The following is a 26,922-nucleotide window of genomic DNA, read 5'->3' as shown; positions in this document are numbered from 1 at the left end:
AGCAATATGATCAAGAGAAGCATTACTTTCATGACTCTTGCCCTGGTACTCACTACGCTGTGCCAGGCGCAGAGCAGAAAGGTTATCAACCTGCCTTCATGGGACTTCTCCCGTGATGGCAAGGCGTGGCAGCAGGTAGCTGTTCCGCACGACTGGGCTATCGCGGGTCCTTTCGATAAGAAATGGGATCTGCAGATGGTGGCTATCGAGCAGAATGGCGAAAAGGAGAAGACCGAGAAGTCGGGACGCTCTGGAGCTCTCCCTTGGATTGGAGAGGGTATGTATAAGATGAATCTTCAGTTGCCGAAGGGCTACAAGCGTGCTGTCCTCGTTTTTGATGGTGCGATGAGTCAGCCTATCGTTAAGGTGAATGGCAAGGAGGCTGGCAGATGGGTTTACGGCTACAATGCCTTCCGCATCGACATTACTCCTTACGTGCAGTTTGGCGGAAAGAAGAATCTCGTAGAGGTTCATCTCAACAATGTAGAGGAAAGCAGCCGATGGTATCCAGGTGGCGGTCTTTACCGTCCGGTTTCCGTGGAACTTTACGGTAACGAGAACTTCTCTACCTGGGATACCTTCGTGCGTACCCTGAAAGCTGATAAGCAGGAAGCCGAAGTGGAAGTGAACGCCCTGCTGGAAGGAAAAATCGGTAAGTCGGGCAAGACGGTCATCGCCTTGCTCGATGAGGCTGGTACAAAGGTTGCCGAGCAGACTATCTCTGGCGCAACCCCAGCCATCAAGACTACCCTGAAGGTAGCAAATCCTCAGCTCTGGTCTCCGGAATATCCTTACCTCTATCAGGTGAAGTTAACCCGATATGAAGGAAAGAAGGTTGCTGATGTCCAGACGCTTAAGACCGGTATCCGTACCATCTCGGTATCCAAGAATAATGGTTTCCAGCTCAATGGCATTACCCGCAAGATCAAGGGTGTCTGCCTGCACCACGACCTCGGTCCGTTGGGAGCTGCAGAGAACAAGGCGGCACTCATCCGTCAGATCAAGACGATGAAGGAGATGGGTTGCGACGCCATCCGTACAGCCCACAATATGCCTTCTACCATGCAGATGGAAATCTGCGACTCTCTCGGTATGATGGTAATGGCTGAGAGCTTCGATATGTGGATTTATCCTAAGTGCAAGAATGGCTACGCCAAGTTCTTCAAGGAGTGGAGCGACAGGGATATGACCAATCTGGTGAAGCACCATCGCAACCATCCTAGCATCATTATGTGGAGTATCGGTAACGAGATTCCTGAGCAATGGAGCAAGGAGGGTATGGAGATAGCCAAGCATCTGCAGGATATCTGTCATCAGTATGATCCTTCCCGCCCTGTAACCCAGGGTATGGACAAGGCTGAGGCTGCCCTGAAGAGTGGATTTGCCCAGGTGATGGACGTTCCGGGCTTCAACTATCGCGTACATAAATATTATAAGAATATCGAGCAGTTGCCTCAGGGATTCCTCCTGGGTTCAGAGACAGCATCTACCGTCAGCTCCCGTGGCGTGTATAAGTTCCCGGTTGAGGTGCGTGCCAGCAACAACAATCCATACGCCGATGGTCAGTGCTCTAGCTATGACACGGAGTATTGCTCCTGGAGTAATCTTCCGGATGATGACTGGAAGATGCAGGATGACCACAGTTGGGTAATCGGAGAGTTCGTGTGGACGGGCTATGACTATCTGGGCGAGCCGACTCCATACGATACCTACTGGCCAAGCCGCAGCAGCTACTTCGGTATCTGCGACCTTGCCGGACTTCCAAAGGATAGGTATTATATGTATCGTGCCCGCTGGAATGAGCATCAGCATACCACCCATCTTCTCCCTCACTGGAACTGGAAGGGCAGGGAAGGACAGATTACCCCTGTATATTGCTACACCGATGGTGTGGAAGGCGAGCTTTTTGTAAACGGCAAGAGCCAGGGCAGAGTTCGCAAGGACAAGTCAAGCCGTCTGGACCGCTATCGCCTCCGCTGGAACAACGTGAAGTATGAACCGGGCGAGATTCGCGTGGTTACCTACAATCAGTATGGCGACAAGGTAGGCGAAGACGTGAAGCGTACAGCCGGAGAACCTGCGCAGATGAAGTTCAGTGTGGAGACTCCAGACCATGAGCCTATCGCCTGCATGGTAGAAGGCTGCACCGATGAGCACAATGTGCTGCTGAATGCTGATGGCAAGGACCTTGCTTTCGTTACCGTTAGTCTCCTGGACAAGGATGGCAATGAGTGTCCGCTCGCAGATGATGAGCTGACCTTCGAAGTAACGGGTGCCGGAACCTTCAAGGCAGCCTGCAATGGCGATGCCACATCGCTCGAACCTTTCACCCATCCACATATGAAACTCTTCTCAGGCAAACTCGTTGTCATCGTGCAGAGTAGTACGCAGAAGGGCAATATCACCCTGAAGGTGAAGGATGGCAAGAGAAATATCGAAAAGACCATTCAGTTAGAGGCAATCTAGAAAATATATGTCCTTCGTTTTTATCGTAGGATTCCTTTTCTTTTCACAAATCCCAAGGAATAGAGACTGTTCTTTATTCCTTGGGATTTTTTTTTCCTTTTTATTTGGTAAAGTGCCAATAATTGATTAATTTTGCAGCCAACAACAACTAATTTAACAAATAACTTCAAGATGAAGCAGTTTATTCATAGAGTATATGTCGTATTTTTGTTGGCGTTACTGGTTCTTCCGGTTGCGGCGCAACGATTCATTAACGTGTCGTTCGAGGGTGCGCATACCGTGTGTGCCATTACCCAGGATGCACAGGGGATGATGTGGATTGGTACTGATAACGGACTTTATAGTTATGATGGTTATCATGGCTATCTCCACTATCAGGATCATGCCTATAGCAATACGCGCGTCAATGCTCTCGCTTTCGATAATAACCTGTTGTATTTGGCTACTGGCAATGGCATCTTGAAATTCGACACCCATGCCAATGCTTATGTGCAGACTCCAGCTGTTGCAGACTTTCAGGATGAAGCTAAGCGAAAAGCTGTCATGGAGCTGCGTGTGCTGGACCTGAAAGACAAGAATGCCAACTATGGAGGGGATGTCTATGCCTTGCTGCATACCTCAAAAGGTCTGTTGCAGGGTAAGATAAATGGTCTGTATTTGAATAACCGCCTGTTGCCTCTTACGGCAGGCGCCCAGCCATTGGTAAATGCCCTGGCATACGATGCCAAGCGCCATTGCTACTGGATTGGTACAGAAGGCGCGCTCTATTGTGCAGATCTCAATCTTCAGACATTCTCCCGGATTGCAGCTTTGGATGGCAACTCGGTAAAATGTCTGGCAGAAGAAGCAAATGGCAATCTTTACATCGGAACCGATAACGGACTCTATGTGATGGCGATGAACAATGCCATCTCCCATTATTCGCACGACTCTCGCAATGAAGCAACCATTCCGAACAACATCGTATGGGCCTGCTTCGTGGATAAATGGCAGAATGTCTGGATTGGAACCGATAACGGACTTTCTCGTCTCACCACCCATACCTATTATAATTATGTGTCGCTCGACAAGATAACCTTTTCGGGCGAAGGTAACTGTCTTCATGCCATGCTCCAGACCCGTAATGGTGAATGGTGGATGGGGGGAACCAATGGTTTGATTCATTATTCTCAGGCGAAATCTTCTACAGGCGATGCTGCTTATCAGGATGTGGCTTGGTATAAGCAGAACAATCAGGCTTATCCGCTTAGCCACAACCGTGTGCGTAAGATTTATGAAGACAATGATGGGGATGTCTGGATTTGTACCGACCATGGTATCAACCTTTATGATCGCAGCTCCAGACAGATGCGTAATTTCATCGTCTATGACAGAACGGGCAAGTATTCTACTGCCTGGGCTTATGATATTCTTCAGGATAGAAAGGGCAGATTGTGGATGGCATCCTATCAGGGGGGTGTCTTTGTGATGGATAAGGCTTCATTGCTTGCAGGTAAGACCGTAGCCGACTATCATTTCTCTGACCAGGGCAAGAATGCCCTTTCCGGATTGCATGTCGGTCAGATGGTCATGGACGGAAAGGGAAGAATATGGGTTTCCACTTTCAATCGCCTCGATTGTATCAATCCGTATGATATGAAGGTGGCTCATGTGGCTAATTCTGATGTGGTTAACTATATGATGACCGACAGCCAGGGCAATATATGGGTTGGTGATAATAGCTCGGTGAAGTGTTACTATGCTGCAGGCGAGATTCTGGGTTCCAATTTCGGCTCAAAGGAGTGGAAGATAGGGGGCAAGGTAAGTACCATGTGTGATGTGGATGGCAAGATATGGGCTGTAACCGGTAATGAGTGTTGCGTCATCAGCCGTGAAGGAGAGAGCATGCGCTTTGTCATCCCTTCCATTACTCCATTTACCATTTGCTACAGCAAGTCTACCCATGAAGTGGTGATGGGTGGTAATGATGGCTTTGTTGAGATTCGCTCTGATGCAGTTCTTTCTCCGAAGAAACTCAACCGGTTGATTTTGGCGGGCATTGTCGTGAATGGCAAACCATGGGATGAGCGTAGTGAGAAACTGGTGCTCAAGAGCGATGAGAACAGTTTTAGCCTGCAGCTTACAGACCTTCCGTTTGCTGATCATCCTTCTGCTGTCTATGCATACAAGCTGGAGGGCAGTGATCATGACTGGAATTATCTGAAGTCGGGAAATATTGATATTGTCTACAATGGTTTGTCGTATGGCAACTATCATCTCACGGTTTGTGTCGTAAATGGTGAAGGAAAGATAGGTGCTGAAGTCTATTCGCAGGACATCTCGGTGTTGCCACCTTGGTATCTTACCATCTGGGCAAAACTGTTCTACATCACGGCTTTGATAGTTCTTATCTCCTGGGTGGTAAGCTACTATTTCCTTCATAAGAAATTGGCAGAGGAACAGAAGCAGAAAGCAGAAATCCTTGATCAGGTGCAGATGCGTATGACCTTCTTTGCCCGTTTGACCGAAGGATTGAAGATGGCTGTGGCTCATCAGTCGTTTGATGAAGTGAACGAATTAATGCATCGCTTTCTGGATGTCAAACTGCCTCAGAATCATGCTTCTTCAACGGCAGAAGTTCAAATGGAGAAAACTTCTTCATCGACAGTAGATGAAGATGCTGATGAGAAAAAGTCAGAGGTAGCAGCTGCAGAACCAGAATTGAGTGAGGCTGACCAGCATTTGCTGGATGAAATCAACCATGCCATCGAGGAGCACATGATAGATTCCGATTTCAATGTCACGATGCTCCAGGAAGTAATGGGCATTGGCAATAAGCAGCTTTATCGTAAGGTGAAGGCCTTGACAGGCATGACTCCGGTAGAATATATTCGAAACCTGAGAATGCAAAAGGCTGCCAAACTCCTGAGCGCCGGAAAGTTTAGTGTTTCTGAGGTGATGTATACTGTTGGCTTCTCCAATAGCAGTTATTTCTCGAAATGCTTCTCTAAGGTCTTCGGAATGACACCTACGGAATATATGAAACAGAAGTAAAGTCTATCGGAAACAGCATTGGCTTACAAGTTCAAAGCTTAAAGTTCAATGTTCAATGTTCAAAGTATATGATATTAACGATTACAGGTTCCGACAGCACCGGTGGCTCTGGTGTGCAGGCGGATATCAAGACGATATTCGAATTGGGAGGTTATGCCGTTTCGGCGATAACCAGCATTACCGTGCAGAATACGCTCGGCATCCAGGAGTTCTTCGATATTCCTGCCGAGATTGTTTCGGGGCAGATAGAGGCTGTCATGAACGATATGCAGCCCGATATAGTGAAGATAGGTATGATACGCAGAGTGGAGACGCTGAATGTGGTCATTGATGCCCTGACCCGGTATCGTCCTGCTCATATCATCTATGCTCCAGCAATCTGGTCTAGTCAGGGCGATGCGCTGATGACGGAGGATGTGGTGAGCCAGATCAAATACCGTCTGCTGCCCCTCTGCTCGGTAGTTGTGGCGAGAAAGAAGGAGAGCGACATCATTCTTCAGAACTCCCGACTCCTGGAACTTGCCGAGAAGCAGGGACTCCGGATCTATCGCCTTGATAATGCCAATTCGCATGGTCTCATCAACCGTTTCTCTTCTGCCCTTGCCATCTATCTGAATCAGGGCAAGAAGATGGAGGAGGCGTTGGCGATGGCGCAGGATTTCATCAATATAGAACTGGCAAGAGAGAGTAATCTGCAGGGCAGGAGTTCCGAACTTTACAATCAGTTTATCTCGCAGGTGAACAACTTCTGCCGCACCTATAGCGATGTGCATTTCTATGCTGACCAGCTGAATGTGAGTGGCCGCTATCTGGCGCAGGTTACCCGCCGCATCTCTGGCAAGACGCCGAAGGCAATCATCGATGAATACATCGTGAAGGAGATAGAGCGCGAGCTTTCTACCACCACGCATACGGTGCAGGAGATAGCCAACACTTTCGGCTTCTCATCCCAGGCTCATCTCACCAAGTTCTTCAAGAAGATGAGAGGGGTAACGCCTTCAGCTTTCAGGCAGAAAGGCTGAAAACAGGTGGTTTTTGACCAAAAAGTTAAAATAATTAAGTTAAATTAGAAACACGGACAAATTGAATTTGTCCGGCTCTTTTGTCTGGGTGCTTGTAAATGGTTAAATATTAATAACTTATAAGCTGCCGGACAATTTGTCCGGACAAATTCAATTTGTCCGTGTTATTTTTTTCTTTGCTTTTTAACTCTATGTTTTCCTTCTCGGAACTCATAGACTTAGGAGCCATAAAACTATGAGTTGGTTTCGTTAACATAATGCATTCTGGCAACCAAAGCGTGAGATTCTGTTATCTGATGCAGAAAGGTTGGTAATGCGAAAATACGACTATTATTTAGACCCCCTTTTGTTATAAATATAATATATATACCTGATAATCAGTTATATTGTGCTTTTCTGCAGACTTTGTATTTTAGACCCTATTTAGTTCTATTATTGAAAAATATTTTGTATTTTTGCGCCCAGAATGTAATTATACTAAATATGAGAAGAAGTATTTCGTTTACGGTATTGTTTTTTGTGATGCTTTCGGTATTGGTATCATGTTATCAAAGTCATAAGAGAGAGTTGGACTTGGCTTATACTTTGGCAGAGTCTAAGCCAGATAGTGCCTTGGTCTTTTTGAACCGTATCAATCAAGGTAAACTCTCAGATAAAGATATGGCGAAGTATGCCCTCACTTATTATATGGCACAAGACAAGTCTGGCGTAGATGTGGATAACGATTCTTTGATTCGCATAGCGTATGATTGGTATGGAGAACATCAGGACGATTCTCTTTATGCTTCATCCTTGTATTATATGGGAAAATGCTTTCTGCTGAATGATAGTATGGAGCAGGCTAAGGCATGTTTGGAGAAATCTTATTCTATTTCAGACAGTCTTCATAATCTGAACTTAAAATGCTTGGCATTGGATAAGTTGATTGAGGTAGAAGAACAGCTGGCACCTTACAAAGCTTTGAACTATGCTAAAGCTTTGGTGAAGATGTATGAGTCCATGCCAAATGTTAGTATATATAATAAGGTGGCAGCGCATTTGAGGTTAGGGGAGAACTTTGGTTTTGTTGATAGTTTAAAACAAGCTTTAGAAGAAGAGAAGAAAGCATATAAGTTAGCAATGCATGCTGGCGATAATAGTTTGTTATCTTATGTTAGCCAAGGGTTAGCTAATGTGTTTGAAAAAAATGGAGAAGAAGATAGCTGCCTAATTTATGCACGCCATGCTTATGAGTTAAATGGAACAGATAGATTTTCTTGTCAGTTAATGTTGGCTTCTGCTTATATTACTGTAGATTCCATAAAGCAAGCTTTTGCAATATTGAAGCAAACAACGCCAAAAACAGCAGAAGATTATTATTCTGTGTTTTATACTCGAAGCCAAGCTGCTACGAAAGCTCAAGATTATAAGATGGCTAAAACCTTTAGTGATTCTGCATGTTGTTACTTGCAAGAAATGTACAGGACAGCATCGAAAGCCAAGGTTTCCTATTATTCTTCTTTTTTGAAGAAAGAAAGTGAAAGGGCAAAAATGCAAGGAAAGGCAGAAGTGCAGCGATGGGTATTTGGATTGACCGTACTTTTATGCTTGATAATTATTTTGTTTGTCTTGTATGCTTATTGGTCGTATCGTAAACTGTCATTAGCTCGCATAGCTCATGAACAGGAAATATTCAGCCAAAAGCAGCAAATGATGGAGAAATTACACCAAGAAGAACTCTCGCATAGGGATGTACAATTGTCTGTCATGCGTACCTATTTACAAAAGAAGATAGAGGTTGTGGAAAAATTAAATTCGAGTGTTCCGAATGAGAGTAAGCATATTGTGCTTTCCGATAATGATTGGACAGAGTTAGAAGTCTTCTTAGATAGTGTGGAGGATTTGTTTGTGTCTAGACTAAAACAGAAGCATCCTAATTTGTCTAAAGCAGATTTGCGATTAATGATGCTGTTGCGTTTAAAGTTATCGCAAAAGACTTTAGCATCTATCTATTGTGTGAGCGAGAAAGCTATCAAGCAAAAGTTGTTCTTGTATAAGGATAAGGTAGGCATAAAAAATGAGCATTTTTCGCTTCGTAACTACATAGAAAACTTCTAGAAATAGGGGCTATATAGTGCTTTTTAGACCTTTTAAATCTGGGGGGCAATTATAAGTGCTTGTTTCTTAGAATTATATGTAATTTGTGTAATGGCATAGAAATAGACCTGTTTTGTTTGGATGAAGTCAAAAAACTATGTAATTTTGCAGCCGAGATTCAATAACATCTAAAAGGTAAGAATATGAATTTGAAAATGTACATTTCGTTTCTGTTGTTTCTGCTTTTTGCTTCTATTCAAGTGAAAGCAGGGGATGCTCCTAAAGCGCAAGATATTCCTATGTATAAAAAAGTGCCACATTTGGGGACACGAACAGCAGAACCTAGCGTAACAGCAAGTTTAGAGCAAAATCAGCTTACAGTTAATGTTGGTTGTTATATGGGCATTGTAAAAGTCTATGTCTATGGAGACAATGGAAGCCTCATGGCTAGTTCTTCTGCCGCTATAGAAGGTAATGGATTGTGCACATTAGATTTGTCCGCATTCGAGAATGGTTCTTATAATGTAACTGTAGAACTAGGAGACATGATTTATTGGGGCATGTTTGACATATAGGGTAGATTCTTATAATTGATAATATTTTTGTCGACTAAATATATCCAGACACAACTGGTCAAAGCGTACCTTCTAAGAAGCACGATAGTCTTCCAAGATAAATAATATAGTAAAAACTCTAAAATGTAAAAGTTATGGAGAAAATGAATTTATTCGAGATGCAGGCTATTGCTGGTGGCATCTCACAGAAAGAGTATTGCAAGCAATTAGGTACAATAATGGCTAATTGTGATTTGGATGATGGTGCAAAAGAAGGTGCCAAGTATGCATGGAATAAGTATTGTGCATAAGTTGTTACGCCGCCAGATATTTTATTTGGCGGCGTTGACTGTTATCGCCATAGCAGGGATTGGGCATTGTTATGCTCAAAAGAAAATAGATGAGGCCTATCTGAAATGTCAATATGACTATACTTATGTAGAGGATTCTTTGTCTGGAAGAACTGCTAAGGATTGGCTCGTGCTACTGATAGGTACGAATGTGTCCAAATGCTATAGTTATTATAGTATGCAGGTAGATTCGATATTTGCTTCTCCTAACAGTGATAGAATAATTCATCAGCAAATAAATGCGGCTATAAATAGTAAGACGGAATGGCCTCATAAAAGGATGAAAGCCTATGTGTATAAAAACTATCCACAGGGAAAGATGACGGTAACTGATGGCTTACTGTTACAAGATTATATTTATGAAGATACTTTGTATGCTCAAAAATGGGTAATACAAGATTCTTCTAAATTAATCTTGGGACATGAGTGCCAAAAGGCAGTCTGTCAATATCGTGGCCATTGTTGGACAGTATGGTTTGCTATGGATATTCCAATAACTGACGGACCTTGGAAATTATGTGGATTGCCGGGACTGATAATGGAGGCTACTACGGAAGATAATAGCCATGCCTTTAAACTTCTTGGCATGGAAAAGGTGTCAAAGAAGCCGATTGTCTTTAGCAAGACTTACGTTGGAAACAACAAATTTGAGAAAACTACATTTGAAAAATTCTTAAAGGAACAATATATATTTCTTTTTGGAGATTTCCAGTCACAAACGCAACTACAGGGCATTGATATTCCCAAAATAGAAAATGTTGGGTCTAAAAAGTGGAAATATAAACCTTTAGAATGTTGGTAAGATATAAATAAAAAATTATTTATTTTTAAATATTAAAAGTTATGGAGAAAATGAATTTGTTTGAGATGCAGGCTATTGCTGGTGGCATCTCACGTGAGGAGTATTGCGCTCAGCTCAAGAAGATGATGTGCGAGTGTAACATGGATCAAAAGAACTTTAATAATGCTGTTGAGGCTTATCATAGAAATTGCATGTAATGTCAAATGTTGCAGCCTGTGCTTTATTGGGAGCATAGACTGCAACCTATATTAAGGAATCATGAAGAGAAAGTGTTTCATATTTCTATTTTTAACTTTTTATCTTATTGGCTTTGCCCAAAATAAGAAGATAGATACGGCTAATATGCTGTGTAGCTATGTATATGAATATCTTACGGATACGCTGACTGGAGAACAACAGCGCAAGGAAGATTTGCTCTATCTGCAGATTGGAGCGGAGTGTTCTAAATGCTATAGCTATTATACTTATCAGTGTGATTCTCTGATGGCTTCTCCTAATGGCGATAAACTATGGGATAGCTTCTTGACTGAAGCTGTTGGAAAAGGATTGAAAGGAATGCAATTATACAATGCCATACCACATCGCAGAATGTCTGCAACCATCTACAAGAATTATCCGCAAGGAAAGATAACTGTTACCGACTTCTTGCTGGGACAATATTACCTTTATGAAGATGCTTTAAACTCACAGGAGTGGAATATAGAAAGTGACAGCATGAAGGTTGTTCTTGGACATGAATGTCAAAAGGCTACTTGTAGTTTCAGGGGAAGAAAATGGACAGCTTGGTTTGCCTTGGATGTTCCTGTAAGTGATGGACCTTTGAAATTCTGTGGTCTCCCTGGATTAATCATGGAAGTATATGATAGAGGAAAGCAATACTACTTTTGTATTAATGGAATGCAACAGGTTAGTGCAACACCAATCACTTTTGGTATATTAGATAAAGATTTTAAACATTTTCAGAAAACAGATAGAAAAGACTTCTTGTTATCAAAGTATAGATATTTGAGGAATCAAAATAGTATAAATGAGGCTTCTACAGGTATCTCTCTAGGTAGCGTGGATGAAGCTCTAAAATATGATTTAATAGAAAGAGAATAAGAGTTGCATTATGAGAAAAACGGATTTAACCTATTTGGTGGAAATTCTTTCTAAACATCTTAAGACTGCTTCTGTACATTTTCGTATGGAGGAGTTGCAATTATGTTTGTTGTCTTCTCCAATGGATATTACTGCACTATCCATCGTTCAGACTTATACTTGTTTGGGGGCTAAGGCTAGTGTTTTTCGGGCAGACTATGCCTCTACTATAAAATGGGGGAAACCTTTCTTGGGACAATTGAGCCATGATGGTAAAGATTCGTTTGTCTTTGTGAAAGAAATAACAGAAACTGATGCTATTTATTATGAGGGAAGGCTTAAGAGAGTAGTCTCTGCAAGTGATTTTAAGAAAGAATGGACGGGAATAGTTGTCGCTATTGAAAATATCAAAGAAAGAAATCAAGAAAAGGAACGACTTAAAACATTTATACACTCTTCTTTATTACTTTGTATAGTGGTATTGTTTTTAATCAGTTTACATTTGTCATCGTTGGCAAGTGCCAATTGCTTATTGGATGTGATGGGAGGCATACTCTGCTTTGGGGTAATATTGCAGTCCTCATCTCCTTACTATAATATTTTTGAACATTTTTGCATAGCTAATACTAGGCTTGACTGTCAGAAGTTGGACTTGGGTCACTGGGGTGTGTTATTAAGTAAGGTCAATTTGGGACGAATGGGGTTTATTTATTTCTTTTCTTGTACCTTGGCTACTGTGCTGGCAGTTATTAGTCCGATTCCATCAGTAATATATGACTGGTTGGCAATAACCTCGAAGGGACTATTGCTGTTAGCTGTCGTGTCAATATCATATCAACTATTTGCTAAACGTTTTTGTCTCTTATGTTTGGGGATAATGGGGATTCTTGTTGTTAATGGTGTATTGGCTTTTTCTGTCAAAGGTATTCCGTTTTCTTTCTCTCTAGATATAGGATTGTATTTCCTTATAGTTGTCCTGGCTAGTAGTGGTCTTCTTTATATGTGTGAAAAATATGCAGGTGTAAAGCAACGAGCTTTCTCAACGAGAATGAATGAACTGCGAATAAAACGAATGCAGAGTGTTTTGGGATATTTCTTTATGGCAAAATCAACGCTTCTGGCACATGAAGACTCAATAACGCTTGGCGACTCCGAAGCACCATTAACTATTACGACTTATCTGAGTCCTTGGTGTAAGATCTGTAAAAAGGTTGCCTTTGAAATGATAGAGTTGCTTCGTAAATATCCAGATTACATTAATTGGCGAATCTACTTTGATGGGGTGAAAGCCACTTCTATTAATGAAGTAAATTTACCTCAACTCTATCTATATCAGTATTTGGCTAACGGTGAGAACACGAATAGAAAACTTGCGGTTCTAAAATCTTGGTATAAGAAGAAATCAATAAAAGATTTGCAGACAAAGATTGAAGTGTCATCAAAAGATATTGAGGCAATCTTGGAAAGATTTAACAATCAGCTAGATGCCATGGCAGATGAAAGGCAGGTGCCTATAGTATGGATAAACAACAGAATTTTTCCTTCTTGCTATTCTCTAGCCAATTTGCCTTATGTGTTACTCGACTTATGTATGATTTATTCTCAAGAAAAAAAAGTATGAGACAGTTGATAGTATTAATATGTTTGATTTGTGCAAACACCTTAACTTATGCCCAGCAAGTTACTTTGTCGGGTAAAGTTGAGGATGCCTATACTGGTAAGGGATTGCAGGGAGTGATGGTTACTATCCGACCAAAGGGAGGTAATCGGATTTTGAAATTTTCCAAGACACAAGAGGATGGAAGTTATAAGATAAATCTTACCGCTATGCCTGAAGGAAACAACGTGCTGCATTTCTCGATGATGGGATATGCTACGAAAGTTATCCCCTTATCAAAGGATACTATCCAGTATGATGTACTCCTGACGGAGCAGGCAACAAAGCTGAAGGATGTTGTGGTGAAGGCTCCAAGTATCCGACAGCGGGGCGATACCATCTCCTACAATGTGGCAAGCTTTGCCGATGCCAACGACAAGAGTCTGGCTGATGTCTTGAAGAAGATGCCGGGAATGGAGGTGTCGGACAAGGGAGAAATCAAATATAACGGCAAGGCTATCAACAAGTTTTATATCGAAGGACATGATATGCTCGGCGGCCGCTATTCCATCGCTACCAACAATATCCATCAGAAGGATGTCGGTTCGGTAGAGGTGATGACCAACCATCAGCCTATCAAGGCTTTGGAAGATATGTCGTTCTCGCAAGACCCTGCCATCAATATAAAACTGAAGGAATCTGCCAAGAGCCGTCTGGTAGGAACGCTGAAAGCAGGTGGTGGTATGGAGCAGAAGAAAGGAGAGAAGTATGGTAAACTGAATGTCTGGGAAGGCGAGATGTCGTTGATGCGCTTTGCCAAGAAAGCCCAGTCGCTCAATACCTTCAAGAGTAATAATATAGGTACGGATGTAACCGGTGAAGGCAATCTCCTCTTTTCGGATGGTGGAACTGGAGTGATGGGAAATTCTTATCATTTGAAAGATTACGTGAATGTTACGCCCGACCAGCTGACGGATATTTCAGACAGCCGTGTGCGTAAGAACCAGACCCATGTTTTCACAACCAATAATCTCTGGGTGTTAGGCAAAAATACGGATTTGTCTTCTCAGATAGTCTATACCCATGACCGTCTTCTTTCTTCCTCATTCAGTAATACCCAGTATTTCCTGAATGATTCAACCGTTTATGATGTAGAGGATGAACAGGCTAAGCAGAAGCAGAACAGGTTGGTTGCCGACTTTACGCTGACTTCGAATGGCGAAAAGTCGTATGTTGCCAATCAGCTTTCCACCGACCTGGCTTGGAATGATGTCATGATGGATATTGCCGGCTCTTATCCTAATCATCAGCAGGTCAAGATGCCGAAATATAAAGTATCAGACAAGCTGGAACTGTTGCATCGGAGTGGTAAGCGAACCTATACCTTCAACACGTATAATGCTTATATGGTGAATCCGCACTCTCTGTCTGTTGATAATTCGCAGCAAACGGCTTATCAAAGTGTTCGTTCGGCAGCATTCTTCAGTCATACCAATACTTCGCTCGGCTTTTTCCTCAAGCCTTTTACCGTCATGATGAAGGTAGGCTTGCAGGTATTGAGCAGAACGATGAAGAGTCATCTGGAGGGAGTACCCGACTCCCTGGGCAATATGCGCAATCAGCTGGGCATGACCTTCTTCCGTGCCTATGCATCGCCGGAGGCTGAGTATAATCAGGGTGGCTGGCATATCCGTTTCCAGATGCCCATCACCTTTACACCTTATTATTATAATGATAAGTTGATGGGAGCGAAAGAGAACGCCAGCAAGACACAGGTCGCTCCTCAACTCAGCGTGAGCTATTTCCTTACAGCCCGTTTGCAGGCTACGCTTTCCGGTGGAATCGCTCAGCGGGAAGTGGATGAACAGAATTTCTATCAGGGTCTGCTGATGCGTAATTACCGTAATCTTTATACGGGTTTTGTGGATTATACCGCCGACAAGAGCAAGCAGGTTTCCTTCAACATCAACTATAAGCGTCCTCTTGCTACCATCTTTGCCAATGCCTACATCCGCAAGAGCTGGTCTGACAGTCATCTTACGGTGGCTCGTGATTTTGTGGGTGATTATATCATCAACTCCTATTTCTCCAACAGCAGCAGTTCTGAAAACCTGATGGCTGGTGGAAAGGTAAGTAAGGGATTGGGATTCATGCATGGACTCGTTAGCGTAGGTTTTGATTATCTGAGGTTTGATGGCTTCCTGCGTCAGAACGATTCTCCTTCAGCCTATTCATCTGATAACTATATGTTGTCGGCAAAATGGAGTGGTCGTCCTGTGGATTGGTTCAATTTCACCTATGAGCTGAACTGGGATAAGGATAAGATGGTATTGAAGAATTTGGGTTTCGATTCTTCCTCTACCAATCTTGCCCAGAATCTCACTTTCAACTTCCAGCCATTGAAGTCATGGTTCATCAAGTTGCATGGAGAGCATTATCGCAATCAGATAGCAGATCATCAGCACAAGAATCTTACTCTTGCCGATGCATCCACCAGTTATGGCTTTAGGAATGGTATGGAGTTGAGCCTGACTGCGCTCAATCTTTTCAATCAGCGCACCTATGGTTATACAGTTTATTCTGGGTTGACCCGTACGAGCAAAGAGTATCAGTTGCGAGGTAGAACAATATTAATGACTATATTCTTTCATTTTTAGTAATGGCACATATAAAGATAGAACATCAGCATGACAGCATGCAATGCGGTATCACCTGCTTGCAGATGATATGTAGATATTTCGGCAGGGAGTACTCCTTGGACTCTCTGTCGAAGATTTGTTTTGCAACAACGGAAGGTGTCTCCATGTTGGGCATCAATGAGGCTGCAAAAATATTGGGATTCCAAACGGTTTCGGCTAGGGCCACAATAGAGGAACTAAACGAGACTCCGCTCCCTTGCATCCTTCATTGGAACCAGAACCATTTCGTGGTATTATATAAGGTGAAGAAGGGCAAGAAGTTCTATATTGCTGACCCTGGCAAGGGAAAGACAACTTATAATCTTGAAGAATTCAGACGGCATTGGATAAGCACTCGCTCTAATGACGAGGACAAGGGTATCGCCATGTTTTTCGAAACCACTCCTGCCTTCTTCACCTATCAGATGGAAGGAGAAGATAGACAGAAGGAGAAGCGTTCCTTCAAGTTCCTTTTCAGATATTTCAAGAAATACCGCAAGGCATTCTCCTGGATTATCTTGGGACTGCTTGCGGGCAGTGCCCTGCAGCTGGTATTGCCGTTCCTTACCCAATCCATCGTGGATGTCGGTATCAAGAACCAAGACATTGGATTCATCTGGCTCATTCTCTTAGGTCAGTTGATGCTCACTATCAGCCGAACAGCAATAGACTTTGCCCGCCGATGGTTCCTGCTCCGTATCTCCATGCGGATCAATATCTCCCTGGTAAGCGATTTCTTCATCAAACTTCTGAAACTGCCGATGTCTTTCTTCGACACCAAACTGATGGGCGACTTGATGCAAAGGATGAGCGACCATAGCCGTGTGAACAACTTCCTCACCCAGCAGACGCTCAACATCACCTTTGCCATGCTTACCTTCGTGGTGTTTTCGGTGGTGCTCTTTATATATAATAAGGTGGTGTTTGCTATCTTCTTATTGGGCAGCATCCTGTACGGAGGATGGATGGCACTCTTCCTGCGTCGAAGAAAGGTGCTCGATTATGAACTCTTCGAGCAGCAGGCCATCAATAACAACAGGACATACGAGTTCATTACTTCTATGCAGGAAATCAAGTTGCAGGATTGCGAGCAGCGCAAGCGGAAGGAGTGGGAGGAAACTCAGGTGAATCTTTTCAGGGTGCAGCAGAAATCTCTAAAACTACAGCAGACCCAGGAGGCAGGAAGTATTTTTATCAATGAGGTGAAGAATATCGTAGTGACGGTGGTTGCCGCTACGGCGGTAATCCAAGGGCACATGACCTTGGGTATGATGCTTGCCGTGCAATATATCATCGGACAGCTCAACTCGCCGGTGGAGCAACTCATGAACTTTTTCTATTCCGTGCAGGATGTGAAAATCAGTCTGGAACGTATCAATGAGATTCACCAGATGGATGATGAGAACGGAAAGGAGGGCTTGCTGACTGGTCTTGAACATCCTGAGAATGGTATCCATATCAGCAACATCATGTTCAAGTATGATCCTCATGCCCTCAGAAAGACAATAGACGGGGTGGATATTCATATTCCTCAAGGCAAGGTGACGGCGATTGTGGGAGCATCGGGCAGCGGAAAGACCACGCTCATCCGATTGATGCTAGGTTACTACCCGGTGCTGGAAGGAAAAATCACCATCGGCGATACCGACATCAATCAGCTCAACAGGAAATGGTGGCGCCGACAGTGTGGCGTGGTGATGCAGGAGGGCGTCATCTTCTCGGAAAGCATCGGGCGCAACATAGCCGTGGATGATGCAGAGATAGATGAAGACCGTTTGAAGAGAGCTGCCGAGATAGCTTGCATCAAGGATTATGTGATGGCCTTGCCGCTGAAGTTCAACACCAAGATTGGGCGTGATGGCGTAGGACTGAGCCAGGGACAGAAGCAGCGCATCCTGATAGCGAGAGCTGTTTATAAGAATCCTGACTATATCTTCCTTGACGAGGCAACCAACTCGCTCGATGCTAACAATGAGCGTAATATCGTGGAGAACCTGGATAAGTTCTACCAAGGCAAGACGGTTGTGATTGTTGCTCATCGCCTGAGCACGGTGAAGAATGCCGACCAAATCGTGGTCCTTGACCAGGGAAAGGTGGTTGAGGTTGGCAACCATGAATCTTTGACCGCCAAGCGAGGGGCATATTATAATCTTGTGAAGAATCAGTTGGAATTGGGAAACTAAAATGCGTTTGATATGGAACAGAAGAAAGAGAATAAGATAATATCGAGTTGAAACTTCTTGATATCCAATCAAAGTCCAATTTGGAGCGAGTTTGTTTTGTTAACACATAGATAAATCTCTCTTGCAAAATCGCCAGCGAAGCCTTTCTACAGCTTCGCTGGCGATTTCTCAGTATATAATCTTACTCTATCATATTCTTGAGTATCCATTTCCTGAAGAATGGGTCTTCTATTTCATATCTGTCACTTCGGATGATATAGCCTTTCTTGCTTAAACGCAATAAGGCACTGGTCATCGTGCTGGTAGGTTGGTTCCTGTCTTGTGCAGGATTGTTGCCCTCGCAGATACTGACCATTACATATTTGTCTGTCTTATTGAAATTCAACCATAAACGTTCGTAGTCTAAATCATGAGTTGTTATGATGTCTTCTATGGCGAGTTGGAGTACATCCTCGTTTTTGCCAGCTACCAGGTTGTTCCAAACTGCGAATGAAAGCTGTTGCGTGTAGTATGGATGGCAACTTGTAAAGGCCAGTATCTCGTCTGCAATTTGAGTAGGCTGCTCTGATACATCTTTCAATCTGTCTGCAATATATGACTTGAAATCTTCGTATGGAATCTTGTTGAGTCTCATCAGCATTCCAAAATGATAGAACGGAGACTTCACACGTTCAAAGATATCTGTCATCATCGATTCCTGGCTGCCCAGAAAGATGTAATTGATGCCTGTCTGTTCCTGCATGATGGAACGGAGCTGCTTATCCATGTTTTTATCGATTTCCAGGATGCTTTGAAACTCGTCAAAGACAACAATCAGTTTGTTTTGAGGTGTAGAAACCTTCTGAATTGTATTTAAAACATCTTCTATTGCAGTTGTTCCATTGTCGGTTGATGGTTGGAATGAAACCGATAGCTCGTCTGTCATTGGGTTCATGTTGATAGAAGGAATGATGCGGAAGTTACGAAGATAGTGCTTCATCTTTTCCAGTTTGAATTGATTGAGCAGTTCCTTCAGAAGCTTTGCCGCAAAATCTTCTTTGCTGAGCACGGCTTGCATATTGAGCCATAGGTATGGTCGTTGGGTTTGGACAACAGCCTTTTTTACGAGACTTGATTTGCCAAAACGTCGTGGTGACATAAGAACAAGGTGGTTCTCGCTCTTGAGAAACTGTACGATGTAGTCCAGTTCTTTCACTCTGTCTGTAAAGTATGGGGCATCAACCAATGAGCCAAATTTAAACGGATTTTCCATAATCGAATTTTTTCGTAACGAAACTTTTCGCAAAGATACGAAAAAATAAAGATGCTTAGAAGATAAACTCCTTTAAATTATTATTGTTTAACATCTTTCGGCTTGAGTGTAGCAACTCGGTATTGCCCAGTGTCTTCTCGCTGCAGCCACGGAAGCCGAGCACATGGCTATCTGTATCTACGGTGTAGGCACCCATGTTTATCATACGAGAATTGCTGAAGTCTTTGCGCTTGGCATAGCGGTTTACCCATCCCAGGAACTCACGGCTGTCGAAAGACTTCTTATATAATAATTTAGGGGGCAAATATTATGTGAGAAATGATGTAAAAAGTTTGGTAGTTTGAGCAATTTGCCGTAATTTTGCACCTAGATATTTTAATATACTGAGCCTACTTTCAACAAGCCTTACTTTTTTAAGTGGACTCAGTAAATGACAAAGGTGATTCTTTAAACTTAAAGGTTATATTAATATGGTTGTTAAGAGATTTTTTATAAGTATATCCATGTTGTTCTTGGGGGCGCTTCTGTTGCAAGCTAAGAACAATGTGATAGACAGTGGGCAATATTTTAGACCTTCTAAATCTGAGGGGCAATTATAATTGCTTGTTTCTTAGAATTATATGTAATTTGTGCAATGGCTTAGAAATAGACCTGTTTTGTTTGGATGAAGTCAAAAAACTATGTAATTTTGCAGCCGAGATTCAATAACATCTAAAAGGTAAGAATAAGAAGAAAATGTTTAAAATGCGTCAAGGTGTTTTTAGGTATATACTAAGTATTCTAGTGCTTTTGTTGTTCGCAATGAAAACACAGGCCCAAGAAGTGTCTGAACCTCTAGACTCTATCATAAAAACATTAAAACTAAAAGAGGTTGTTGTGAAGGCGAAGAAGATACGCCAATCAGGTGATACGATATCCTATGCCGCTTCTTCGTATATATCTAAGGATGATAAAGTCTTGGCAGATTTGCTTCGTAAAATGCCGGGTGTAGAGGTGATTGGTAATGGGCAGATTAAGTATAATGGCCAATGGGTGAATGAATTTTATATTGAAGGGGCCGATATGCTTGGTGACAACTATGGCGAGGCAACGAAGAATTTGGATGCCAAGGCTATTGGCTCTGTGCAGATTATGGAGAATCACCAGAATATCAAGCTTTTTCAGGGAACAAAAAGCGGCAATGCGCCTGCTATGAATATAAAACTCAAGCAAACGGCAAAAGGTGCATGGACTGCCATGCTTTCTGTTGCGGTTGGCGGTCAGCCTAAGCTGGCGAGGAATATGACACTAAACTTAATGAACTTCCGCCGCAATAGTCAAAACCTGACCTTGCTTAAAACGAATAATGTAGGTGATGATTTACGTAAGGAAATCAATGCCTCGTCTTCGCTGAATTCTGTTTTGGGTGCAGGGATATTGCTACCCGATAAGCCTGCTGTTTCTGATTTATATGCCTATAGGAATGATTCATATAGTGCCTCTATCAATCAGCTTTATAAGTTGGATAAGGACAGAACTTTGAGCTTTAATGTAAATTACCTTTATGATCAGGAAAAGCAAAATGCTACCGATGAAAGCCGTTATCTCTTGGATGATGGCACTCGATATGTTATACAGGAGTCTAACCAGGCTTTGGTAGGGCAGCATTTTGTTGGAGGACATGTCGCTTATAAATTGAATAGCTCCAAAAGTTATCTTAAAAACAATTTGTCGGTAAATGCTTCTTTTCCTAAGAATGAAGGCTTGGTGAATGATTTCGTCTCTCAGACTCTCTCTGGTCATAGTTTCTTGTTGAGTAATGTGATGAAGGCAAACTATAAGAAAAAGAATGGTGGAGTCGCAGATTTGGAATGGAAAGCTTCTTTTGCGGATAAAAGAGGGGTGTTGAATATGTCGGAAACGAAAATGAGCCAGTTACTGAGACAACGCAACTTCCAAAGTGAAGCTACAGGATCTTTGTTGGCTTTCACGATTCCTCATCTTATGTTTAATTTGGATGGCAAGGTCATGTTTGATTGGCAAAGGGTAAGTGCAGGATTGAATTCTCTGTCGGATGCTTCTGGCAGCGAACAGAAAACCTGGTTGTTGGGAGCTTTTGTTAGCCCTAAAATCCTGTTGCATTTTGGAAACAGGCTGCAATGGCTGGTTTATGTGCCTGTTGGGGTGAAATATTATCATTCTGCTGATGGCTCTTTGGATTATGACAAGCGTTTCTTTTCGACTTGCCCATATTCTAATCTGACATATAAACCTACTGGTCGCTTATCTTTCGACTTGACGACGATATGTGAGGAGTCTATGCCTTCTGTCTTGTCTCAGATGGTTCTGAAACATTATGTGAATTATCGTACGACAATGTCCAATCCTCATCAGGTAGAGATAGCTCCCAATCGCTCTATTAAACTGGCGTTTACGTCAAGTTATAAGGATATTATTAAAATGTTGTTTGGTGGTGTTACTCTGTCTTATGTGGATGCTCGAAATGGTAATAGTATGGGGTATCAGGTGGTTGACGATGTTGTCAATTATATCGTCCAGCCGCAATCTACCAAAAATAGAGTTTGGCAGATAGAACAAATGGTTTCGAAGGGATTCTTTCGATGGAATTCCAAGATAAGCGAATCTCTCAGCATAGGAACGTCCAGGAGTGAATACTATGTAGGCGGAGATTGTCATGATGGCCGGAGTGACTATCTGCAAGCAAAAATCTCGTATGTTGCTTCTGTAAGGAAATGGCTGAACCTGTCAATCTCTAATGATTACTCTGTGTCAAAACCATATACGGATGGAAAGGCAAGTGGGGATGTTTACAGAACTTTCATGAATGCTTCTTCTTTTACGTTTTGGTTGGGTAAGCAATTGAATGTGGTGCCCTCCGTGCAATATTATCATAACAATTACTTCTCATCAGGTCGCAACAATGTGTTCTTGAATACGGTGATGGAGTATTATTGGGGTAATGCAACATTATCGCTGAAATGTACCAATCTTTTAGATAGTCGTACATTCCATCGTATAATAGACAATGGAATAACTCGTTATTCCGGTGAGTATCAATTACGGGGCAGGACAATCCTGTTCGGAATACGAATAAAAATCATATAAAATACTTCAAGATGAAAAATTATAGAAAACTGCTGGTCATGGGCATGATGCTCGTGGGAATGAAAGTGAGTGCGCAAGTAAGTGTGACTTATGCTTTGGATTCACCAACTTTTACTTTGGCGCATGAGAGTACGGATAAGTTTGAAACCTTGGATTCTGCTTATCTTAGTGTCACCTATCGTTTCAAATATCGCCAGACGGCAAAGGATGATTCCTTGCGGATGGAAGATCTTATGGATCTACAGCTTGGCAGAAAGTATAATGCTTTCTTCAGTAAAAATCTGCGCGATCTGGATCAGGAGAATACGAAGTCTTTGAAAACAACGATGCGATTTACTCCTATTCCTGAGGAATATGTGGGTTTTGACATATTGTTTAGCCATTCAGATAAGACTTGTCAGGTTACCAATCGAATTCCTTATACCAGTCAGGTGATAGAGTATAGCGAAAAAAAGCCAGATATTAAATGGCGATATCTGCCTGAGGATACCGCTACGGTGATGGGCTATCTTTGTCATGCGGCCGAATGCAAATTTGGTGGTAGAACATGGAAAGTATATTATGCCGATAAAATCGCTTTGCCTTATGGTCCATGGATGTTGAATGGAGCAAAGGGACTCATTTTGAAAGCGGTGGATTCTGACCATGATTTTGTGTTTGAGGCTGTCGGGTTAACCCAGAAATCGCAGCCTGTTATTCGTTATGCTTGGAGCAGAAAGACGATGAGTAAAGAAGAATGGCAGAAGTATGCGGCAAATATGTATAAGAATGCAGGTGCATTTGTTCGTAACACGGGAGCACGTATTATCGTGATGGACAATAGTGAAAAAGGTTTTCATCATCTGAATGAAGATTGGGAGCAATATTACAATCCTTTGGAGAAATAACATGGAAATAATAACAACAAGTAAAAATAATAAACGTCTTTACGAAGAAGAGACAAGAAACTGTTTCTTGTCTCTTCTTCGTGGAGATTTATTATTTAGACCCCATTTTATTATAAATAGAATAAATGTACCTGATAATCAGTTGTATTGTGTTTTTCTGCAGACTTTGTATTTTAGACCGTGTTTAGTTCTATTATTGAAAAATATTTCCACCTGTACGGTTGACTTTTTTGTATAGCTTCACTTTGCTAATTACTTTTCCACCAAAAAGTAGTGTATTTACTTTTGCCTATGGATTTTTTTGCGGAGTATAAATTTCCACATATGTTTTTAAGTTACTTTTTCCGTAGCTCAAATGAAGTTCTCGATATGGGATAAATATCTCTAAATTAGTATAAGTTGTAGTATCCCACCCTGGTGTGATGTAAGTTCCTGCACTAACTTGTCCATCCGCAGCACGATAGGAGTGGTTGATATCCTTCAATGCTTTCCCATCTTCGTAAAAGAAGTAGGCATTTACTTCACATTTTTGTTTTTTATAGCCTTCTATATCAAATGATACAACGACTTTCATCCCTTTTTGATACAAATTATGTTCTGTTGTAATATTTTTGAATACAACTTTACTTATTGATGTACTAGGTCTATTTGGCTTAATAAAACTATAACGAGATTTGTTCGCATTTAAACATGAGGCAAGCTTGTCAAACATTGCATTAAAAGCTGTTCCGACCAAATCGTAGTCCTTGACCAGGGAAAGGTGGTTGAGGTTGGCAACCATGAATCTTTAACCGCCAAGCGAGGGGCATATTATAATCTAGTGAAGAATCAGTTGGAATTGGGAAACTAGTTGCTAAGGCCGGCTTTAGCATTCCTCTACCTTCCATAACTCGTTACCTTTATATATAATAGCAATCTTGTGTATTGGCTTGCCGCTCATCATCTGTGGCAATCTTGCGTCTCGCGCATATTGGTCTAATTGCGCCTTTGCTTCTTCTAAAGCCTTCATGCCTTCTTCGTCAGTATCGCCCGACTTCAGGTATTTCAATTCCAAGAGATAAGTATGCGCTACCTCTGGGAAACGGGTAAGGTCAGGAATCATTGTCAAGTCGCAATAGCCACCATTCAGTTCCATCTCTTGGATAATATAATAGTAGCCGCTATGGTTGAGATAGGCTGCGATGAAACCCTGCAGGTTGCGCTCAGCCTGGATGCTGGAGTGGAGGCTGGTGCAATTCTTATAACCTTCGGCGATATACTCGATGGCAGGTTTGATGTCGCCATCCAGTGCCATCACATCGTATTGGTCGGCAAGATGGTTGTTGTTGATCTTTGAAACGGAATCGTACTCATCCAATACATAGTCATAGTATTGGCGGCGTACATTCTCGTTAGGGATTCCTAGCTTCACTCTTCTGCCACGCTTGCCGATAATGGTCAGCATACCGTAATAATAAAGCAGGCTAGGGAAGAGCCCCGGGTCTATCAGGGCTTCCGCAGGAAAGCTCTCTCGCAGTTCTGCCCAAATGTATCCTTGGTTGATGATTTCCTTCAGCACGCTCTTGCGGTCGCCCTGCAATTTGTCTAAGAAGATAATCTTCTTCATCTTGGCATAGTCGGTCATGGTGTTCGGATCAATCATCTCTTCCGGAGCCTTTCCGAAACGGATATAGTTGCGGAGATAATAGATTACCATATCCGAATTGAACATCTTTGGGTCTGTCTCCAAACTGTCCTTTGCGAAACAATAGTTGTCATACCAAGGCTTCATGTCTGTAATCAGCTGGTCGGTGGGAACCTTGATAAGACCTACTTCTCTGTAATATTCTATCATCTCTCGCACCTCGTTCTCGCTGAATCCCAGCATCATATTGAACATCGGGTCCATGGATAGGTTGGTTCCGATGTTATAGCCGCTATTGAGGTCGTTCACTGTTACAGGACTTACACCCATCATCAGGATACGATGGAACATTCCCTTGAATAACTTGAAGAAATCACGATAGAAACCCTGGGCATGGGTTAAGGCATGATATACGGCTTCGCCCTCATTGCTCAAGACATTGTTGGTGAAGTTGTCGTACTCGTCGATGATGAGATAGAGTTGTATGCTTTTGGCATTCGCCCAGACGTTTATCAAGTTCAATTTCTGTGCTGCATCCTTAGCTGCCTTAAACTCTCCTAAGAAAGAAGGCTGATAATACTTGGCGTATTTTTCTGCAAAACCATTCAGCACTGTTTCGCAATAGGCATTAAAGTTCTTCTCCAGTCCGTCTTTTCCGGCAGCTGCCTTAGAGAAGTCGAAGAACAGTACCTGATATTTACCTTGTTTTTCTGTGGGTTGTTTTTCTATCCAGGTATCTTTGAATGTGGTATGAAACGAGTCTTTCTTCTCGATGTCGTAGTATGCCTGAATCATGGTAAGGAATACGCTTTTGCCAAAACGGCGTGGGCGGATGAGATAGAGAAAGTCTCCTGCTTCCTCCATCTTGGGTATAAACATCGTCTTGTCTGTCAGAAATCTGTTCTGATTCTGAATCCAGGTAAAGTCGGCTATGCCGTAAGGTAATCTCTTGTAATCCATACGCTTCAAAGTTTATTTGGGGCAAAGTTACAACAATTTATTGAATGCCGCAAGTTTTTTGAGAGAAATCTGATGGACTAGTGTTTCATCCCACATTCCTGTCGGTTTATCTTAGCAGCACCATCTGTGTAGAGCTTTGTATATTTCGGAATATGGCTTATACTTTTGCGAATCATCCTTTATACAAAATGACTCAATGTTTGCAGAATTTGGAACATTTTTCTGCTGTTTCTCCGAAAAGTGTTTCCTTTGCAGCCGTAAATAGATAAAATTAAAAGAATTATGGCAGAAAATAGACAAGAATTGAACCGCAACTTGGCTCAGATGCTCAAGGGTGGTGTGATCATGGACGTAACAACTCCAGAACAGGCAAGAATCGCAGAGGCAGCAGGTGCATGTGCAGTAATGGCTTTGGAACGTATTCCAGCTGATATCCGTGCAGCAGGTGGTGTTTCTCGTATGAGCGACCCTAAGATGATCAAGGGTATTCAGGAGGCTGTTTCTATCCCTGTAATGGCTAAGTGCCGCATCGGTCACTTCGCTGAGGCTCAGATTCTTCAGGCTATCGAAATCGACTATATTGACGAGAGCGAGGTGCTCTCTCCAGCAGATAATGTTTATCACATCGATAAGACTCAGTTTGACGTACCGTTCGTTTGTGGTGCCAAGAATCTGGGTGAGGCGCTCCGCCGTATTGCTGAGGGTGCTACCATGATCCGTACCAAGGGTGAGCCAGGAACAGGTGATGTGGTTCAGGCTGTTACCCACATGCGTATGATGCAGAGCGAAATCCGTCGCCTGGTTTCTATGAGCGAGGATGAACTTTACGAGGCAGCCAAGCAGTTGCAGGCTCCTTACGACCTGGTGAAGTATGTTCACGAGAACGGCAAGTTGCCAGTGGTTAACTTCGCTGCCGGTGGTGTGGCTACTCCAGCTGATGCTGCCCTGATGATGCAGCTCGGTGCCGAGGGTGTATTCGTAGGTTCTGGTATCTTCAAGAGCGGTAACCCTGCTAAGCGTGCACAGGCTATCGTGAAGGCTGTTACCAACTACAACGACCCTAAGATGCTGGCTGAGTTGAGCGAGGATCTCGGTGAGGCGATGGTTGGTATCAACGAGCAGGAGATTGCGCTCCTCATGGCTGAAAGAGGTAAGTAAGGATATTGGGAAGTTAAGGAGTTGAGAAGTTAAAGGAGTTAAGACAAATGCTTATTGGCAGAAACTCAGTAAAAGAATACTGTTGTCTTAACTCC

At 42.6% G+C, this 26,922-nt stretch carries 19 protein-coding genes; 15 read left to right on the top strand and 4 right to left on the bottom strand.

The window, feature by feature from the left end:
- Window positions 1-6 precede the first annotated feature (6 nt).
- The 12 genes from ACQRBJ_RS01780 (at window position 7) to ACQRBJ_RS01725 (ending at window position 17,841) form a co-directional block, all read left to right on the top strand.
- Window positions 7-2,466: a glycoside hydrolase family 2 TIM barrel-domain containing protein gene (locus tag ACQRBJ_RS01780; protein ID WP_445302713.1), complete on the top strand. Its 2,460-nt coding sequence runs from the start codon at window positions 7-9 to the stop codon at window positions 2,464-2,466.
- A gap of 171 nt (window positions 2,467-2,637) precedes the next feature.
- Complete coding sequence (locus ACQRBJ_RS01775) at window positions 2,638-5,499, top strand: two-component regulator propeller domain-containing protein (protein WP_445302712.1); 2,862 nt, start codon at window positions 2,638-2,640, stop codon at window positions 5,497-5,499.
- A 68-nt stretch (window positions 5,500-5,567) separates the two neighbouring features.
- On the top strand, window positions 5,568-6,521 hold the full coding sequence (locus tag ACQRBJ_RS01770) for a bifunctional hydroxymethylpyrimidine kinase/phosphomethylpyrimidine kinase (protein ID WP_441932777.1): 954 nt from the start codon (window positions 5,568-5,570) through the stop codon (window positions 6,519-6,521).
- A 483-nt stretch (window positions 6,522-7,004) separates the two neighbouring features.
- Window positions 7,005-8,618, top strand: coding sequence for a hypothetical protein (locus ACQRBJ_RS01765; RefSeq protein ID WP_445302711.1), 1,614 nt, complete (start codon window positions 7,005-7,007; stop codon window positions 8,616-8,618).
- 182 nt (window positions 8,619-8,800) lie between these two features.
- Window positions 8,801-9,172 (top strand): DUF3244 domain-containing protein, encoded by a 372-nt coding sequence (locus ACQRBJ_RS01760; RefSeq protein WP_445302710.1) that lies wholly within the window; start codon window positions 8,801-8,803, stop codon window positions 9,170-9,172.
- A 134-nt stretch (window positions 9,173-9,306) separates the two neighbouring features.
- The gene (locus ACQRBJ_RS01755; RefSeq protein ID WP_296972527.1) at window positions 9,307-9,462 is read left to right on the top strand and encodes a hypothetical protein; all 156 of its coding nucleotides are present in this window, start codon (window positions 9,307-9,309) and stop codon (window positions 9,460-9,462) included.
- On the top strand, window positions 9,437-10,303 hold the full coding sequence (locus ACQRBJ_RS01750; RefSeq protein ID WP_296972530.1) for a GLPGLI family protein: 867 nt from the start codon (window positions 9,437-9,439) through the stop codon (window positions 10,301-10,303). Before ACQRBJ_RS01755 ends, ACQRBJ_RS01750 begins: the two co-directional genes overlap by 26 nt.
- A gap of 41 nt (window positions 10,304-10,344) precedes the next feature.
- Window positions 10,345-10,500, top strand: a complete 156-nt coding sequence (locus ACQRBJ_RS01745; RefSeq protein ID WP_293460205.1) for a hypothetical protein — start codon at window positions 10,345-10,347, stop codon at window positions 10,498-10,500.
- A gap of 61 nt (window positions 10,501-10,561) precedes the next feature.
- Window positions 10,562-11,404 (top strand): GLPGLI family protein, encoded by an 843-nt coding sequence (locus tag ACQRBJ_RS01740; RefSeq protein ID WP_296972534.1) that lies wholly within the window; start codon window positions 10,562-10,564, stop codon window positions 11,402-11,404.
- 10 nt (window positions 11,405-11,414) lie between these two features.
- On the top strand, window positions 11,415-13,004 hold the full coding sequence (locus ACQRBJ_RS01735; RefSeq protein WP_445302709.1) for a thioredoxin domain-containing protein: 1,590 nt from the start codon (window positions 11,415-11,417) through the stop codon (window positions 13,002-13,004).
- Window positions 13,001-15,637 (top strand): carboxypeptidase-like regulatory domain-containing protein, encoded by a 2,637-nt coding sequence (locus ACQRBJ_RS01730; protein ID WP_445302708.1) that lies wholly within the window; start codon window positions 13,001-13,003, stop codon window positions 15,635-15,637. The genes ACQRBJ_RS01735 and ACQRBJ_RS01730 overlap by 4 nt, the downstream gene beginning before the upstream one ends.
- A 2-nt stretch (window positions 15,638-15,639) precedes the next feature.
- Window positions 15,640-17,841, top strand: coding sequence for a peptidase domain-containing ABC transporter (locus tag ACQRBJ_RS01725; protein ID WP_445302707.1), 2,202 nt, complete (start codon window positions 15,640-15,642; stop codon window positions 17,839-17,841).
- 181 nt (window positions 17,842-18,022) lie between these two features.
- On the opposite strand, the gene ACQRBJ_RS01720 is transcribed toward ACQRBJ_RS01725, so the two are convergent.
- The gene (locus ACQRBJ_RS01720; RefSeq protein ID WP_153092071.1) at window positions 18,023-19,093 is read right to left on the bottom strand and encodes an AAA family ATPase; all 1,071 of its coding nucleotides are present in this window, start codon (window positions 19,091-19,093) and stop codon (window positions 18,023-18,025) included.
- Window positions 19,094-19,148: 55 nt separating this feature from the next.
- Window positions 19,149-19,397 carry a hypothetical protein gene (locus ACQRBJ_RS01715; RefSeq protein ID WP_445302706.1) on the bottom strand — a complete coding sequence of 83 codons (249 nt, stop codon included), beginning with the start codon at window positions 19,395-19,397 and terminating at the stop codon, window positions 19,149-19,151.
- A 431-nt stretch (window positions 19,398-19,828) separates the two neighbouring features.
- On the opposite strand from ACQRBJ_RS01715, the gene ACQRBJ_RS01710 reads away from it, so the two are divergent.
- Both ACQRBJ_RS01710 and ACQRBJ_RS01705 read left to right on the top strand, forming a co-directional pair.
- Window positions 19,829-22,198 carry a hypothetical protein gene (locus ACQRBJ_RS01710; protein ID WP_445302705.1) on the top strand — a complete coding sequence of 790 codons (2,370 nt, stop codon included), beginning with the start codon at window positions 19,829-19,831 and terminating at the stop codon, window positions 22,196-22,198.
- An 11-nt stretch (window positions 22,199-22,209) separates the two neighbouring features.
- A complete protein-coding gene (locus tag ACQRBJ_RS01705) occupies window positions 22,210-23,085 on the top strand; it encodes a GLPGLI family protein (RefSeq protein WP_445302704.1) in 876 nt (291 codons plus the stop codon).
- Between the two features lie 289 nt (window positions 23,086-23,374).
- On the opposite strand, the gene ACQRBJ_RS01700 is transcribed toward ACQRBJ_RS01705, so the two are convergent.
- Both ACQRBJ_RS01700 and ACQRBJ_RS01695 read right to left on the bottom strand, forming a co-directional pair.
- Window positions 23,375-23,866, bottom strand: a complete 492-nt coding sequence (locus ACQRBJ_RS01700; protein WP_445302703.1) for a hypothetical protein — start codon at window positions 23,864-23,866, stop codon at window positions 23,375-23,377.
- Between the two features lie 84 nt (window positions 23,867-23,950).
- Entirely contained in the window at window positions 23,951-25,669 is a 1,719-nt protein-coding gene (locus ACQRBJ_RS01695) for an AAA family ATPase (RefSeq protein ID WP_295345933.1), read from the bottom strand.
- Between the two features lie 282 nt (window positions 25,670-25,951).
- On the opposite strand from ACQRBJ_RS01695, the gene pdxS reads away from it, so the two are divergent.
- A complete protein-coding gene (pdxS, locus tag ACQRBJ_RS01690; RefSeq protein WP_117587530.1) occupies window positions 25,952-26,827 on the top strand; it encodes a pyridoxal 5'-phosphate synthase lyase subunit PdxS in 876 nt (291 codons plus the stop codon).
- Window positions 26,828-26,922 lie beyond the last annotated feature (95 nt).

The organism is Prevotella sp. SGI.167, from assembly GCF_050313615.1.
Taxonomy (GTDB): Bacteria; Bacteroidota; Bacteroidia; order Bacteroidales; family Bacteroidaceae; genus Prevotella.
This window is presented reverse-complemented; position numbering and strand designations above follow the sequence as displayed.